Genomic DNA, 16,498 nt, shown 5'->3' on the forward strand with positions numbered 1-16,498 from the left:
AAGTGATTACAGCGTAACCAAATGCTAGCTTAAAATTAAAAAGCTCATGTAAAAATAGCTTCTACTGAGCTTTCCAAAAAATAATTATTACTAATTTAACTGATTAACTGCTAACTTATCAGGCAAATCATAAACAATCGGTTCCGTTAAAGCTAACATATCATCAGTTAACTGTAATTTTGTAATACTTCCTTGATGATACGCTTGAAAATAATAACTGCGACTTTCTGATACCGTGGCTGCACGATAGACTGAAAAAGTTTTTTGATGCGTTAAATTCTTCGGTACAGTTACACTATCAAGCAAATGCCAACTTGTTATAATAGCTTCATCTTCATCGCCTGGTTGATCAGCTCGTTCTTTCAAATAAGCTGCTCTTAAAAAGCGAGCGCCGGGTGAATAAGCGCCAGGTGGTGTTGCCTTTCCTGAGAGCTTGCCCGTTGTTACCTTCGGCACGTTAATACCAATCGTCCCTGATTTAAATTCTGGTTTAAACTCAACATATTTTTCTAATTGTTTAATTTGTTGATCAAAATATGGGCTATTTGTTACGACACCTAATGGATTAGCCACTATTTTCATTGGCCAAGTTGTTGGTTCTACAACAACAATAGCACCAGTAGTATCAGTGACGGCATAATGTAATTCTGGGTTACCATATTTAACAACGCTATTTTTCTCTGACATCAACTGGATTTGATCGATATGTGCCGTCATATCAGCAACTGATTTAAAATTACCTAACAACCAAAACACAAATTCAAATGGTGCAATTTGAACCTTGTCATTATCAATGTCATCTATAAATTTAGCCCCATTACCAAACGTTAATTTTTGTGCACTTAAGCCAAACTCATTCACGCCGTCTGCAACATCTGTGCGTTTATTACTTAACTCACCACCACCAATAAAAGCATATTTATTTTGAATTAAATGCCTATTAAATGCTGAATGCCACCGATAATTTCTTGGAACAAACATTGGTGCATTCTCAAGTTGTGGCCAATCCATTGTTCGTGACAACACATGTGTGCCATCTTTTGCAATTTGTAAAATACTTGTACACATGTTCCTCACCTACCTTAATCATCAAGTATATTAAAAAAGTGCTGTCTAATCTTCGTAAAAGTTATTAAAGCTTTTAACATCAGGTTAAACGACACTTAGTTTTTTATTTAATTAGCTATCGCTTGTGCTGCAGTAATAACTGCAACTTTATAAACGTCTTCCTCATTAGCACCACGTGACAAATCAGAAACAGGTTGTGCCAATCCTTGTAAGATTGGTCCAATAGCTTCAAAACCACCTAAACGTTGGGCAATTTTATAACCAATGTTACCAGATTGTAAGTCTGGGAAGACAAAGACATTTGCATGACCAGCAACTGATGATTCAGGTGCTTTTGCTTCTCCAACTTCGGGTACAAAGGCAGCATCAAATTGCAATTCACCATCTAATGGCAAACTTGGTGCTAGTTGCTTAGCAATTTTCGTTGCTTCTTGAACCTTGTCAACTTGTGGTGCTCGCGCTGAACCCTTAGTTGAAAAACTCAACATAGCAACTTTAGGATCAATACCAAATACTTTAGCTGTCTTAGCGGATTGAACAGCAATTTCTGCCATTGTTTGTGCATCAATGTCGATATTAATCGCAGCGTCTGCAAAAATATAACGTTCATCATTACGTTGCATTACAAAAGCACCGGAGATACGTGATGCGTCAGCAGCAGTTTTAATAATTTGCAAAGCAGGTCGAACTGTATCGCCAGTTGGATGCGTTGCCCCTGAAACCATTCCATCAGCTAATTTCATATAAACCAACATAGTTCCAAAATAGTTAGGATCCTTTAACCACTTTTTAGCAGTTGCCGTATCCGTCTTACCATGACGACGTTCTACCAAAGTACGAACCATTTCTTTAAAATCTTCTTTTGGATAAGAATCAATATCAATTACTGTAACTTGTGATAAATCAAAATGATTTTCCTTTGCCGTTGCATCAATACTTGCTTTTTGACCTAATAAAATTGGTTTAACCAATCCATCTGCTGCTAAACGTACGGCAGCACCTTGAATACGTGGATCTTCACCTTCTGGAAATACTAGGGTTTTATCTTGCCCTTTAATTTTATTTGCTAATTGTTCAAACAACTCCATGATGGACAAACCTCGTCTCTTTTATTAATAAATGATTACTTACTACACTTGTAATTATAACACAAATGTTGATACACCAACGTTTCAATAGAGTTCCACTATTGGGACACTAATATCTACTTCGTGCACAACATAATATAAAATGTTTAATTACTAAATACCTATGCCCACGTAATTGGTTCAGAACCTACAGACTCCAGAAATCGATTTGTCTGACTAAATGGTTTAGAACCAAAAAAACCACGATATGCTGATAACGGACTTGGATGGGGTGCTTGAAGAATCAAATTTTGGTTACCCTTAATCAAAGCCTGCTTTTTTTGAGCTTGCTTTCCCCATAATATAAATACCGTTGGCTGATCTTGTTGTGCGACAATACGAATAATTTCATCAGTCAATGGTTCCCAGATTTTGCCAGCATGCCCTCCAGCCTTGTGTGCCGGCACTGTTAAAACCGTATTTAACAATAAAACGCCTTGCTTAGCCCAACGATGTAAATCACCATCCTGTGGTGCTGGTTTTTGTAAATCATCAGCTAATTCTTTATAAATATTAATTAACGATTTAGGTAGCCCCATCCCCTTAGGCACTGAAAAGCTCATGCCTTGTGCTTGCTCTGGATTTGGATATGGATCCTGACCAAGAATAACCACTTTGACCGTTGCTAACGGCGTCGCTTGTAACGCAGCAAAAACATTCTCGCGCTTTGGATAAATTGTTTCATTTGCATAAACTGTATCTAAAAATACGCTAATTTTTTCTAAATATTGATTATCTAATTTCGGCTGTAAGGCATTTGCCCAGTCCATTGGTAATAATGGCCTCATTTTTCACATCACCCCTTAACAAATTGTATATCTTCATTATACTGACAAATCAATCTCCTGAAAGGGATATGGTAAAATAAAAATAAGCTAAATCCTTGTTTAACATTATAAGGAGGTTTTATTTTGCACGATTTATATATTTCACAATCGCATAGTAAACGTGCCGGTACCAATACCGTTACTGAATATAATCGCACAGTTAAGTATTTTGTTTCGGGACAAATCGGTAAACGCAATAACCAATTAACAATTTTCAATGATGCCTTTGAAGAGTTGGCAACTATTACACAAGTTTCTAGTGGTCTCTTGCCACGTTTTACTTTAAGCAGCCAAAACAAGCAAGTTGGTTCAATTGGCATTTCACTTAAACGGCATGAACTCTTATACGTCAATTCACTGAACTGGTTTGTTTTAGGAAGTCTAGAAAAACGACGTTTTCAGATTACAACAGTTAACCGTCAACTAGCGTATGCGCAACCATTAGCGGATAAACGGTTAAAAGTAACATTATTAAATAATGAACAAGAATCTTTACTAGTATTAATCATGGCTTTTCTGGATCGTTGGGCATTTATTGCACATCGTTACCCACTTGCCTGGCCAAGTCCTTTTAACACACCAATACCAGTGATATCACCCTTCAGTAGTTCTTCAAAACCACATAACTAAAAAGAAGCACACCATAACAATTAGCTTTATATCTAATCATTATGGCATGCTTCTTTTTTTATTTAGGCATTTAATACCTTATTTAAGAAATCACGTGTTCGTTCATCTTGTGGGTTTTCAAAGATTTCAGCTGGTTTACCTTCTTCTCTGATATAACCATCCGCAAAAAACACAACACGATCAGCTACTTGCTTAGCAAAGCCCATTTCATGGGTCACCACAATCATGGTCATACCTTCCTTGGCAAGTTCTTTCATAACATCTAACACATCCCCAACCATTTCAGGATCAAGTGCTGACGTTGGCTCATCAAATAACATGATTTCTGGATTCATTGCTAGTGCACGCGCAATCGCAACACGTTGCTTTTGACCACCAGAAAGTGTATCCGGCTTCACATCAGCTTTTTCCAAAAGGCCAACACGTTTTAACAGCGTTTTAGCATTGTCAATTGCTTCGTTCTTAGTCATCTTACCTAATTGAACCGGTGCCAAAATCATGTTTTCCATAACCGTAAGATGTGGAAACAAATTAAAGTGTTGGAACACCATGCCTACTTTTTCGCGTACTTTGTCAATATTAACTTTAGAGTCACTAATGTCTTCACCATCAATAATAATTTGACCATCATTGATTGCTTCCAACTTGTTCAGCGAACGTAAAAATGTTGATTTACCAGAACCTGAAGGACCAATCATTACAACAACTTCACCTTCATTGACAGCTAAACTCAACCCTTTTAGCACTTCATTTTTACCGAAACTTTTATGAACATCACGTGCTTCAATAATTGCTGCCATTATTTGATCCTCTTTTCTACCCAATTTGATAACCAAGTTAACAATGTAATCACGATAAGATATAGTGCCGCAATCATCAACCAGACACGGAATCCCTGTAGATTACGAGCAATAATTAAAGTACCCGTTTGTGTTAATTCTATTATTCCAATTGCAGATAGAATTGACGTATCCTTCAACGTAATAATAAATTGATTAATAAAACTTGGAATCATTAAACGAATTCCTTGTGGCATAACAACCTTACGCATTGCTTTCCCATATGGCAATCCTAATGAACGCGCTGCCTCAAGCTGACCTGAATCAACTGAATTAAAGCCACCACGAACAAACGCACCAATGTAAGCACCCTCATTTAGAATCAACGTAATAACACCAGCCGTGAATGCTGGAATTTTTTGACCTGTTAAATTAGGAATACCAATGTAAATAAAGAATGCTAGCACTAGCATTGGCAAACCACGGAAAATATAGATAATGGTTGTTGATATACCACGAGCAATTTTACTTGGCATAACACCCAAAATTCCTAGGAAGATTCCCCAAATACCAGCTAAAATAATACCAACTAATGTTAATTCTAGTGTTTTAACTAATCCCGTAAATAGAGCGCTCTTATTTTCATTGAACAAACTCCAAATTGTGGTTTTTTGATCAGCCTTATCAGCAGCATTCTTTTTATAGTTGTAGCCACCATTTCCTAGATAATGCTTAACAATCTTGTCATAGGTACCATCTTTAACAATCTCAGCATACCCTTTGTTGAATTTCTTCAATAATTCGGCATTAGCACCTTTTTTAACACCAAAGCCATACCAATTACCCTTAGCAGGTTTTGTAACAATTTTTAGATTTGTACCTTGTTGGATAGCATAAGCCATCACAGGTTGATCCTCAAAAGCTGCTACCGTATTACCGATAGTAACGTCATTGTACATTGTATTTGAGTCATTAAAATATGTTATTTTAAAGTCGTATTTTTTTGACATTTCACGAGCATAATCTGCACCAGCACTACCCGTCTTTGCTGCAACAGTTTTACCTTTTAAATCAGAAAGGCCTTTAATGTTTGACTTTTCTGTTGTGGCCATAACAATACCACTTTTGTAATAAGGCGTTCCAAAATCAAACGTATTTTTACGCTCATCAGTAATCGACATACCAGCCACAATTCCGTCAACCTGCCCTGCTTGGACGGCTTGTACGCCAGCGTTAAAACTCATTGGTTTTAATTTGTACGTAAAATTTTCACGCTTTGATATTTCCTTCAACATATCCATATCAATACCACGATAGTTTCCCTTATCCGTTTGGAATTCAAACGGTGGGAAAGTCGTATCAGTTGTTATGGTATAGTTTGGCGTCGCTGCATGCACGGCTGGTAAACCAATTGTTACCCCAATCGCTAAACTAGCACACGCTATTAGACTTATTAACCACTTGCGCATTCTTTTTCTCCTCCAAGACTCTTCTCATTCCAATTCATTGTACGTTATTGCGTTAATAAATAGATAAACAATGTTAGGTTTCCTAACACAAAAAAGATTGAACTAATAAATTTAGTTCAATCTTTAATCAATTATTAATTCTAATAACGTTTCTTCATTGTACGATGCAAGTCACGATCTTGGTCACGTTTTTTAATTGTTTCACGCTTATCATAATTATGTTTACCGGTAGCAACACCGATTAGAACTTTCGCAAAACCGCGTTTTAGATAAACTCGTAGCGGTACAATCGTTTTCCCTTGCTGTGCAACGGCAGCTTGTAATGCCTTAATTTCTTTTTTATGCAACAACAAACGCCGACTACGCAACGGATCATGGTTAAATCGATTACCTTGCTCAAACGGGCTAATATGGACATTATCCAACCATGCTTCACCATTACGTACCTGTACGAAACCATCCCCAATCGTCACTTTACTAGCACGTACAGATTTTATTTCTGTTCCAGTTAGTTCAATACCAGCTTCATACGTTTCAGCAATAGCATAGTTATAACGAGCCTTATTATTCGTAGCCAACGCATCATTCGAACGTCGCTTTTTTTTAGCCATGATAACCCCCTAAAAAAATATTTATTAATGGCGGCCCTTACGGTTAGAATCTTGACGCTTGTCATCCGGCTTACGCTTATTATGGTAAGCACCAAATGGTTTACCATCATTGTGCGTTTTACCACCCTTAGAAGAGCGGTTACGCTTATCATTACGACGACGGTCCCCACGATTCTTATTACCAAAGGCTCCGCGATGCTCTTCAGGCACCTTAATATCTGTAATTGGCGCCTCATCTGGATCAACTAATACAAAGTCAATTGATGATTGCTCCTTATCGACACGTACAACTCGTACTCGAACTGGCTGACCAATTTGATAAATGTGGTGCAAACGACGGCCAATCAGTGCCATATGAGCTTCATCATAAACATATTGATCATCAGTAAAGTTAGAAATATGAATCAATCCTTCAACCGTGTTCTCCAATGAAATGAACATACCAAACTTCAAGACACCATTAACAACACCATCAAATTCTTGACCAACTTTATCAAGCATATACTCAGCCTTCTTCATGGCATCAGTATCACGCTCAGTATCAACAGCACGACGTTCCTTAACTGAAGTTTCTTCACCAATTTGTGCCAGCTTATCAGCGTACTTAGCTTGTGCGTCTTCACCAAGACCATTCTTAGCGTACCATTTAATTAAACGATGCACTGTCAAATCCGGATAACGTCGAATTGGCGAAGTAAAGTGCGTATAATAATCAGCACCAATTCCAAAGTGACCTAATGGATCATTAGAATACTTAGCTTGCTTCATCGTACGCAACATCATGGTTGAAACCATCTGTTCTTCCGGACGACCAATAAAGAAATTGTGGATACTTTGCAAGTCCGTTGACTTAACTTTTTCTGGATCAATTTTTACGGGTGCACCCAATGCTTTAACAAATTCAACAAATTTTTCTACGCGATCAGCATCTGGTGCCTCGTGAATACGATACAAGAATGGCACCTTTGCCAAATCAAAGTGCATAGCAACCGTTTCATTAGCCGCTAACATAAATGATTCGATTATACGTTCAGATAAACCACGCTCACGTAATTCAATGTCAGTTGGCTTACCTTGTTCATCGACAATAATTTTTGCTTCAGGCGCATCAAATTCTATAGCCCCACGCGCTGTACGCTTGGCTGCCAAAGCTTCATGTAGTTCAGCCATATCTTCAAACATCGGTACTAATTCAGCGTATTCCGCACGTGTTTCTTCATCGCCTGCTAGAATAGCATTCACGGCCTTATAGGTCATACGAGCATGTGAACGCATTACTGATGTATGCAAACGATGGTTAACCAAATTACCTTTTGGTGTAAACTCCATTTCCGCTGACATTGCCAGACGATCGACACCTGGATTCAAAGAAGCAATACCATTAGAAATCTTACGAGGAAGCATTGGAATAACACGGTCCGTCAAATAAACTGACGTACCACGATTATAAGCTTCTTCATCTAATGGCGTACCCTCAACAGCATAATGAGAAACATCCGCAATATGAACACCTAAATGGAAATTACCATTTGGCAACTTCCAAACCACAACGGCATCATCCAAATCCTTGGACTCAATTGCATCGATTGTTACTAATGGTTGATCAGTGATATCTTCACGACCCTCACGCTCACTATCCTGAACTTCATCAGGGATTTTTTCGGCTTGATCCAACGCTGCCTTAGGGAAAACATGTGGTACATCATGGTTATAGACAATTTCCATGATATCAACACCTGGTTCATCCTTATAACCAATTTTATCAACGATTGAACCCGTAAAGTGCTTAGGCATCTCTGCCGATGGATACGTTGCAATTGATGCAACAACAACTTCACCATCAGTTGCTGCCAAGCCACCTTCTTTAACTAAAAATTCAAATGATGCAAATTTTTTATCAGTTAGGCGAATACTTCCAATATAACCTGTATATGGGCTACCTAATGTAAACTCACCAACAACTTGTTCACGACCACGGGTAATAATTTCAATTACCTTTCCCTCGGGGCCACGTTTTTCGTCACCTTTATTTAATAATTTAACCCGAACTTCATCACCTTGCGTAGCAAAATCTGTATTGTCGGGATTTACAAAAACATCTGGTGCCGTTTCATCATAATGAACGAAACCAAATCCCTTATCGTTGGCCTTAAACGTACCAATAACACCTTCATGTTCCGCATTATATTGAAATGCACCAGCTTCATTAACTTTCACTTTGCCACTTCGTTCTAAAGCAGCTAAAGATTGTACAACTAATTTAAACGCATTTGCGTCATCTAACCGCAACCCGTCAGTCAGCGTTTGTGCTGGATAAGCTTGGGTTGGGTTTCCTTTCAAAAAACCAAATAATTGGTCTTGTAAATTTTGTAATTCCATTGATTTCTCGCTCTTCTTAAAATTAAAAACCCCTCGTAATACATGTCACGAAGGGTCTTGAGTACTGGTAATTTTTTAATGTGAAGAAAGGTAAACTAGCGCCAATCCCAAAATAAACCAGATTGCTGCAAGAACAGCCGTAATACGTTGCATAACTGCAACGAATCCTCGCGCCTTTTGGGTTGCAAACAAGTCACCACCGCCACCACCTGACAATGCTGACAAAGCATCTTGTTGTTTTGATGGTTGCATCATAACTGCAATTATAATTAGCGCACCAACTATAATCATTGCCGTTAATAATATGTCGTACATCTTGGTGCCTCCTCTTTCTTCTATTTATAGTCTATATATACTTATATAGCATAACATAGGAGCAAGTTTGTCTCAATAAAAAAAGTGAGACAAAGCTAATCAATAGCTAAATCTCACTTTAATTAATTATTTAATTACTTTGCTTCGTAGTTAACAATTGCATCACGTGCAGACTTGTCAATGTTGTAGAAGCTGTTAATACCCTTGTATTCAGCAACCTTATCAGTCAACAAATCTTCAATACGCATCAATTGGTTGTACTTTGCAATACGGTCAGTACGTGACATTGAACCAGTCTTGATTTGACCAGCGTTAGTTGCAACAACCAAATCAGAAATTGTCGTATCTTCAGTTTCACCAGAACGGTGCGAAACAATAGCTGTGTAACCGGCTTCCTTAGCCATTTCAATAGCTTCAACAGTTTCAGTCAAAGTACCAATTTGGTTAACCTTGATCAAGATAGCGTTAGCTGCTCCCTTAGCAATACCCTTTGCCAAGAAGTCAGTATTTGTAACGAAGAAGTCGTCACCAACAAGTTGTACCTTGTTACCAAGACGGTCAGTCAACTTAGCCCAGTTATCCCATTGCTCTTCATCATTTAGATCTTCAGCTTCTGCCAAAGGATCCTCGATTGATACAACTGGGTACTTTTCTACCAAGTTTTCTAAGTAATCGATAAATTCATCAGTTGTGTATTCCTTCTTATCAGGCTCACCATCCAATGTATAAATCTTACGTTCGTGATCATAGAACTCTGATGAAGCAACGTCAAAGGCGATAGCAACATCTTTACCTGGCTTGTAACCAGCGCGTTCGATAGCCTTTAGCAAGTATTGGAATGGCTCTTCGTTTGAAGCAAAGTTAGGTGCAAATCCACCTTCATCACCAACAGCAGTTGAGTGACCTGATTCCTTCAACAAAGCTTGCAATGCGTGGAAAGTTTCTGAACCCATACGAATAGCTTCAGCAACAGACTTAGCACCAACTGGCATAATCATAAACTCTTGGAAGTCTACAGAGTTGTCAGCGTGAGCACCACCATTAACAACGTTCATCATTGGTGTTGGCAAAACCTTTGAGTTAAATCCTCCAAGGTAGTTGTACAAAGGTGTACCAAGTTCATCGGCAGCTGCACGAGCAGCGGCAATTGATACACCTAAGATAGCGTTAGCACCTAACTTACCCTTGTTTGGAGTACCATCCAAAGCAATCATTGTACGATCCAACAAAACTTGATCAGTAACATCCATACCAATCAACTTGTCCTTGATTACCTTGTTGACATTTTCAACAGCCTTCAAAGTTCCCTTACCTAGGAAACGGCTCTTGTCACCATCACGTAACTCAACGGCTTCGTTAACACCAGTTGAAGCACCTGATGGCACGATTCCACGACCGAAGCCACCTAATTCAGTGTAAACTTCAACTTCAACAGTAGGGTTTCCACGTGAGTCTAAGACTTCGCGTGCATAAATATCAGTAATTGCAGACATGTTGTCTTCTCCTTACTTATTCTTGAAAGTATAGTTATATGGGATTATCCCTTGGAAACTATTGTAACATAATTCAAAGTATATGCTAACACTGACCTTTTCACTCATCAAAAAGTTCACAAAATAGTCAAAAAATTGGTTAAGTTTTACGTAAAATCATCAACTATAGCCGTTGTTTTTATGCCTAGACATTATTTTGCAAGTGATTTGTTGTCATTTTGTTACACTTTTGACCGTCATGTAATTGTTAAGCACGTTACACTTAATTAATCAATTATCTTGGGGGAAGGTTTATGAAACGCGCAATTTATACAATTTCATTATTAGTGGGTCTTCTTTTTGTGATCCCTGTGGTGTTTTTAAGTACCTCCCAAGCTTTTTCAGGTTGGTTAACTAATCCTAGAGAAGAAGTAACCAATTTGCAATCTCAAAAACAATCTCAAGCTGCTTCAAAGTCTGATTCATCGAAATTCAGTTCTAAACTTGCTGACAGTGGTATCGTTATTTCAAATACACAAGAAGAACAACCAGTTAGTTCAAATAGCGTGGCTGCCATTCCAACAAGTTCAAAGCGAGCTTCACAAACACAATCAAAAGAATACTCACATTCTAATTATTCTTCTTCAAATAGTAATGCAAGCAGAAGTCAAAGTAGTCGTCCATCAAGTGAAACTAGCATTAATACTAGTTCACAAAGTAATGCCTCTTCAAACAGTGAAACAACTAACACTAGTAGTGATATGAGTTCTTCAGAGACAACTTCATCTGCATCAAATAGCAGTTCTTCCGCAGTAACTTCATCTGATAGCAGCAGTAGTTCTTCACAAAACAGCTCTTCATCATCAACTAGTTCATCTGATAATGGTAGCGCTAATAACAGTTCTTCTAATAAACCAAGTTCAAGTGAAACCAGTTCTAACATTAATGAATCAAGCAGCAATTCAAATAATTCATCTAGTGTTCCTGTTAATGATACTGAGTCATCAGAAGTTACAAATCCTGATGTACCAAACGAAATTTCTTTGTCGAAGCCTGACACAGCAATTTCAACAATTGATTAAATCAAATTCACGAAACAAAATGCGCTTTGAATCAAATATCCAAAGCGCATTTTTATATGTCTATTTTTAATTTCTCTTAGCTTGATCAGCTAAGCTAACTAACTCCAAAAAAGTGGTTGCATCTAACGCAGCATCCCCCACTAACACACCATCAATATCTGGTTGTTTTAATAAATCATAAGCATTAGCTGGTTTAACCGAACCACCATATAGAATACGCACATGATCTGCAATTTTTTGATTAAACATATCAGCAACCGTTTGCCGAATAATTCGTAAACTCTTTTGTGCATCAAGCGGTGTCATTGCCTGACCAGAACCAATTGCTGCCGTTGGTTCATATGCCAACAATATTCGATTCATTTCCTGTTCAGTCACACCCTTAAGTGATTCTACTACTTGATTAACAATCCAGTGTGCATGATCATTCAAAGAAGTTAATTGGACAGCCTCATCAATTGCAATGATTGGTGAAACATTATTTCTTAATGCTGCCAATGTTTTCAAATTTACCATTTCATCAGTTTCACGGAAATAATTACGTCGTTCAGAATGACCAATGATAACTTTACTAATTCCCAAATCAGCTAAAGCTTGTGGACTAGTCTCTCCCGTATAAGCCCCTTTATCTTGCCAATACATATTCTCAGCCCCAATTTCAATTGGTGTATCCTTAGCTGCCATAACCATTGTATTTAATAACACATCTTGCCCTGCTAATACAGCGTCAACATTTGGATAATCAGCCAACTTTGGTGCAACATATTGGATATATTGTGACACCTCACTTGGCAACTTATTCATTTTCCAGTTTGCAATTACAATTGGTCGTCGTGACATTTTTATTACCATCCCTCATTATACTAAGGCTAATTATACCACGCATAATGCTAAAGAACGGTTAAACGTTGTATGAAAGCTATTAACTTTTATGCCTAAGTATACAAATAATAAATAAATTATTAATTGTCACTGCAATATTTAGATTACATCTTTTAATAGATAACATTGTCTAATATAAAAATACATTCTATCCTTTTTATTTGATACCGAGCACAATCGCATTATAACCTGCCATTGTTATCTGACGCTTGCCAATTCTTCACCCGATTGAATTAAGCCAAATCGTACCTTATTTAGTGATAAGTTTATCAATAAGGTTGTTACATGTTACCGATAGCAACGTTTCATTAATCCAACAAAAAATGGAGATAATCTGCTAACACAGATTATCTCCATTAAATATTATATTAACTAGTCCGCTGAGACATTTGCTTTTACCAAAGCAATGACTTCATCATTGGTTTCACAATCAACCGCTTGGTCAGCTAACTTAGCCATTTCTTGTGTATCTAATTTCTTCATCAATGAACGAGCTTGCAAAATTGACGTTGCTGACATTGAGAATTCATCCAATCCCATACCAACTAACAATGGTACTGCAATCGGATCACCAGCCATTTCACCACACATAGCAGCAAACTTACCATACTTATGTGCAGAATCGATTACGTTCTTAACCAAACGCAAAATTGATGGATTATATGGTTGATATAGGTATGATACACGATCATTACCTCGATCAGCAGCCATTGAATAACCAATTAAATCATTTGTTCCGATTGAGAAAAAGTCTACTTCTTGAGCAAACTTATCAGCCAACACTGCAGCTGCTGGAATTTCAATCATAATACCTAACTTGATATCATCTGAAACAGCAACACCCTCGTCGACCAACTTCGCCTTTTCTTCATTGAAAATATCGCGAGCTGCACGGAATTCAGGTACCGTCGCAACCATTGGGAACATAATCCATAATTGACCGTAGACGGATGCACGCAACAAAGCGCGTAGCTGTGTACGGAAAATATCATCACGATCCAATGAAATACGGATAGCACGGTAACCCATAAATGGATTATCTTCTTCAGGCAATGGCAAATAAGGCAAATGCTTATCACCACCAATATCCATAGTACGAACCGTTACAGGCTTACCATCCATGTTTTCAAGGACTTTTTTGTATGATTCAAATTGGGCTTCCTCAGTTGGTAATTCCGAAGAATCCATGTACAAAAATTCTGTACGATATAAACCAACACCCTCGGCACCATTTTCAATAACACCATCAAGGTCTTTTGGTGTTCCAATGTTAGCACCAATAACGAACTCTTTACCATCGGCAGAAACAGACTTCTCGTTCTTCAACTTAGCCCATTCTGCTTTCTTAGCAGCATATTCGTTACCTTTTTGTTGGTATGATGAAATTTCAGATTCTGATGGTTCAACCAAAGCTACCCCATCTAAACCATCCAAAATTACGGTCTCACCTTCTGAAATCTCTTTCGTTGCGTTATCAGACCCAACAATTGCTGGGATTTCAAGCGTACGTGCCATAATAGCAGCATGCGCTGTACGACCACCAACATCAGTAATAAAGCCTTTAACATAACGACGATCAAGTTGCGCAGTATCTGAAGGGGTCATATCATGTGAAATAATAACAACTTCTTCATTAATCAACGCTGGATTTGGTAATTCTTTGCCCAATAAGTGACTTAAGACACGTTTCGTCACGTCACGAATATCAGCAGCACGTTCAGCCATATATGGATTATCATCCGCCATTGCTTCAAACATGCCAATAAACGTATCAGTAACTGCCTTTAAAGCTGCTTCAGCGTTGGTCTTATCATTATCGATTTTATCATTAATGCTAGATAGAAGTTCTGGATCTTCTAACACCATAATATGTGCGGTAAATACTTCAGCTTCATCAGCCCCCATTGACGCCTCAGCCTTAGTACGAATTGTTTCCAAATCTGCCTTAGATGCCAAAAAGGCCGCGTTCACGCGGTCTTTTTCACCTTGAGCATCGTCGATTGTGCGAGTCTCAAAGGACAGATCCGGGTCAACAAGCTTATATGCTTTTGCAATTGAAACACCGTTTGATGCAGCAATTCCTGTAATTTTTTTAGTCATTACTCTGTTCCCTTTGAATCTGTTTATTTAGTTAAAATAATTAGTCAGTCAAACCTTCAGTTGACATAGTCTCTGCGATAGCTGCCAAGGCATCAGCCTCGTCATCACCTTCTGCAGAAATCTTAACATCAGCATTTTGTCCAACACCTAATGACATAACACCCATAATTGACTTCAAGTTTACATCCTTACCTTGGTATGACAAAGTAACATTTGATGAGAACTTTGAAGCTGCTTGTACCAACAAAGTTGCTGGACGTGCGTGGATACCAGTTTCGGCTACAATGTGAAATTCGCGTGATTCCATGGTGATAATCTCCTCTAAATTTAAATATTATTTTTATAAAATGGGTTTAGTTAATCAATACTTTCAACAATCTATTTTCAACTAACCTCTATAAAACATTTTATCAGGTATTAAATACAATCGCAAGCGCTTACATATTTTTTTCATAAATATTTATTGAGTTGTGTTCTGCAATAAATTTAATTCTATGATGCTTCATCAGATTTTGCTGTATACGTAATAATGCCACCACGTTCAGCAGTACCTTTAACTGCATTCTGATATGGATAGTCACGCCAAACAGTATAAAAATCCGGAAACTCTTCTGAAGTGACTATGAATTGATTTAATTCACCTGATCGCAACTGATCTAACATTTGGTTGTAATCCATTTGGCCTCCTCATTTATATTATACAGTTAATTTTAGAATTGGCACAAGATACTTCCATAAGTAAAACCAGCACCAAACCCAGTTAGCAAAACTTTCTTACCTTGCAATGATACATGATGTCTAAGTTCATCTAATCCCATTGCAATTCCTGCTGATGATGTATTGCCATATTTAGCGACATTTGTAACAAATTTACTCATCGGTTGCTGCAATCTTTTAGCTAACATTTCAATGATTCTTAAATTAGCTTGATGTGGAATAAAATAATCTATATCATCTGGCGCCAGACCATTTTTTTGCAACAATTCACTAATATGTTTAGGAATCAAACGTTCAACTTCACTAAATACCTGACGGCCCTCTTGATGAAAGGCCGTTGTCTGTGGACTATTATTTTCAGATAATTCATGGAGTGGTGCAATTAAACCAGAATGAACAACTTCCGCATTACCGATTGTGTGCATATCTTCAGCAATCACAAGGTTTTCAGATGAAGCCTCCAAAATAAATGCGGCCGCACCGTCTCCAAAGAATACAGCTGAAGTCCGATCATGAAAATCCATCATTTTAGAATTAACCTCAGCTGAAATAACCAAAGCATGCTTAGCTGTGCCAGCCTTTAAAAATTTATCTGCAGTACTTAACCCAAAAACAAAACCAGCGCAAGCAGTTGATATGTCATAAGCCCAAGCATTATTTGCTTGTAAATTTCTTTGCACTAACGCCGCCGTAGATGGTGCTAAACCGTCTGGCGTAAACGTTGTTACAATAATCAGATCAATGTCATCTGGCGTAAGTGACGTTTGTTCAAACGCTTGTTGCGCAGCTTTCGTCGCTAAGTCTGATGTGTTCTCTCCTTGAAGTGATACATGTCGAGTTTTAATTCCCGTATGTGCTTGAATCCACTCATCATTTGTATCCATAATTGTTGCCAAATCATCATTAGTGACAACATCTTTTGGGACATAATGAGATGAAGCAACAATTTTTACGCCTTGCGCCATGCTCTGCTCTCCTCCTAATTACTACTACACGTTATTATACGTGTGCAAACCAAAAAAAACATTAATATTTTAATA

Annotated in this window: 16 protein-coding genes; 2 read left to right on the forward strand and 14 right to left on the reverse strand. The window is 37.8% G+C overall.

Annotation, left to right across the window (positions count from 1 at the left end; genetic code table 11):
- Nucleotides 1-90: 90 nt before the first annotated feature.
- The 3 genes from GA0061074_RS05610 to GA0061074_RS05620 form a co-directional block, all read right to left on the reverse strand.
- A complete protein-coding gene (locus GA0061074_RS05610; protein ID WP_092462706.1) occupies nt 91-1,068 on the reverse strand; it encodes a choloylglycine hydrolase family protein in 978 nt (325 codons plus the stop codon).
- A gap of 107 nt (nt 1,069-1,175) precedes the next feature.
- Nucleotides 1,176-2,156: a phosphate acetyltransferase gene (gene pta, locus GA0061074_RS05615; protein WP_092462708.1), complete on the reverse strand. Its 981-nt coding sequence runs from the start codon at nt 2,154-2,156 to the stop codon at nt 1,176-1,178.
- A 161-nt stretch (nt 2,157-2,317) separates the two neighbouring features.
- Nucleotides 2,318-2,983 (reverse strand): uracil-DNA glycosylase, encoded by a 666-nt coding sequence (locus GA0061074_RS05620; protein ID WP_371851052.1) that lies wholly within the window; start codon nt 2,981-2,983, stop codon nt 2,318-2,320.
- Nucleotides 2,984-3,106: 123 nt separating this feature from the next.
- Between GA0061074_RS05620 and GA0061074_RS05625 the strand changes: the two genes are divergently transcribed.
- Entirely contained in the window at nt 3,107-3,652 is a 546-nt protein-coding gene (locus GA0061074_RS05625) for an LURP-one-related/scramblase family protein (RefSeq protein ID WP_092462710.1), read from the forward strand.
- Between the two features lie 62 nt (nt 3,653-3,714).
- Here the strand turns inward: GA0061074_RS05625 and GA0061074_RS05630 are convergent, their stop codons facing one another.
- From GA0061074_RS05630 to eno, 6 genes are all read right to left on the reverse strand, one after another.
- Nucleotides 3,715-4,452, reverse strand: coding sequence for an amino acid ABC transporter ATP-binding protein (locus tag GA0061074_RS05630; RefSeq protein WP_092462712.1), 738 nt, complete (start codon nt 4,450-4,452; stop codon nt 3,715-3,717).
- The gene (locus GA0061074_RS05635) at nt 4,452-5,900 is read right to left on the reverse strand and encodes an amino acid ABC transporter substrate-binding protein/permease (protein WP_092462714.1); all 1,449 of its coding nucleotides are present in this window, start codon (nt 5,898-5,900) and stop codon (nt 4,452-4,454) included. Before GA0061074_RS05635 ends, GA0061074_RS05630 begins: the two co-directional genes overlap by 1 nt.
- A gap of 140 nt (nt 5,901-6,040) precedes the next feature.
- Nucleotides 6,041-6,511, reverse strand: coding sequence for an SsrA-binding protein SmpB (gene smpB, locus GA0061074_RS05640; RefSeq protein ID WP_092462716.1), 471 nt, complete (start codon nt 6,509-6,511; stop codon nt 6,041-6,043).
- Between the two features lie 24 nt (nt 6,512-6,535).
- Nucleotides 6,536-8,890 carry a ribonuclease R gene (gene rnr / locus GA0061074_RS05645; protein ID WP_092462718.1) on the reverse strand — a complete coding sequence of 785 codons (2,355 nt, stop codon included), beginning with the start codon at nt 8,888-8,890 and terminating at the stop codon, nt 6,536-6,538.
- Nucleotides 8,891-8,965: 75 nt separating this feature from the next.
- Nucleotides 8,966-9,205 carry a preprotein translocase subunit SecG gene (secG, locus tag GA0061074_RS05650; RefSeq protein WP_092462720.1) on the reverse strand — a complete coding sequence of 80 codons (240 nt, stop codon included), beginning with the start codon at nt 9,203-9,205 and terminating at the stop codon, nt 8,966-8,968.
- Nucleotides 9,206-9,339: 134 nt separating this feature from the next.
- The gene (gene eno, locus GA0061074_RS05655; RefSeq protein ID WP_092462722.1) at nt 9,340-10,698 is read right to left on the reverse strand and encodes a phosphopyruvate hydratase; all 1,359 of its coding nucleotides are present in this window, start codon (nt 10,696-10,698) and stop codon (nt 9,340-9,342) included.
- Nucleotides 10,699-10,991: 293 nt separating this feature from the next.
- Between eno and GA0061074_RS05660 the strand changes: the two genes are divergently transcribed.
- A complete protein-coding gene (locus GA0061074_RS05660) occupies nt 10,992-11,759 on the forward strand; it encodes a hypothetical protein (protein WP_092462724.1) in 768 nt (255 codons plus the stop codon).
- 66 nt (nt 11,760-11,825) lie between these two features.
- On the opposite strand, the gene tpiA is transcribed toward GA0061074_RS05660, so the two are convergent.
- From tpiA to GA0061074_RS05685, 5 genes are all read right to left on the reverse strand, one after another.
- Entirely contained in the window at nt 11,826-12,599 is a 774-nt protein-coding gene (gene tpiA / locus GA0061074_RS05665) for a triose-phosphate isomerase (protein ID WP_092462726.1), read from the reverse strand.
- 414 nt (nt 12,600-13,013) lie between these two features.
- On the reverse strand, nt 13,014-14,741 hold the full coding sequence (ptsP, locus tag GA0061074_RS05670; RefSeq protein WP_092462728.1) for a phosphoenolpyruvate--protein phosphotransferase: 1,728 nt from the start codon (nt 14,739-14,741) through the stop codon (nt 13,014-13,016).
- 40 nt (nt 14,742-14,781) lie between these two features.
- A complete protein-coding gene (locus tag GA0061074_RS05675) occupies nt 14,782-15,048 on the reverse strand; it encodes a phosphocarrier protein HPr (protein WP_042493719.1) in 267 nt (88 codons plus the stop codon).
- 185 nt (nt 15,049-15,233) lie between these two features.
- The gene (locus GA0061074_RS05680) at nt 15,234-15,419 is read right to left on the reverse strand and encodes a hypothetical protein (protein WP_092462730.1); all 186 of its coding nucleotides are present in this window, start codon (nt 15,417-15,419) and stop codon (nt 15,234-15,236) included.
- A gap of 32 nt (nt 15,420-15,451) precedes the next feature.
- Nucleotides 15,452-16,423 carry a beta-ketoacyl-ACP synthase III gene (locus tag GA0061074_RS05685; protein WP_092462732.1) on the reverse strand — a complete coding sequence of 324 codons (972 nt, stop codon included), beginning with the start codon at nt 16,421-16,423 and terminating at the stop codon, nt 15,452-15,454.
- Nucleotides 16,424-16,498: the final 75 nt, after the last annotated feature.

Origin of the sequence: Weissella bombi (assembly GCF_900094835.1) — a bacterium.
Classification (GTDB): Bacteria; Bacillota; Bacilli; order Lactobacillales; family Lactobacillaceae; genus Weissella; species Weissella bombi.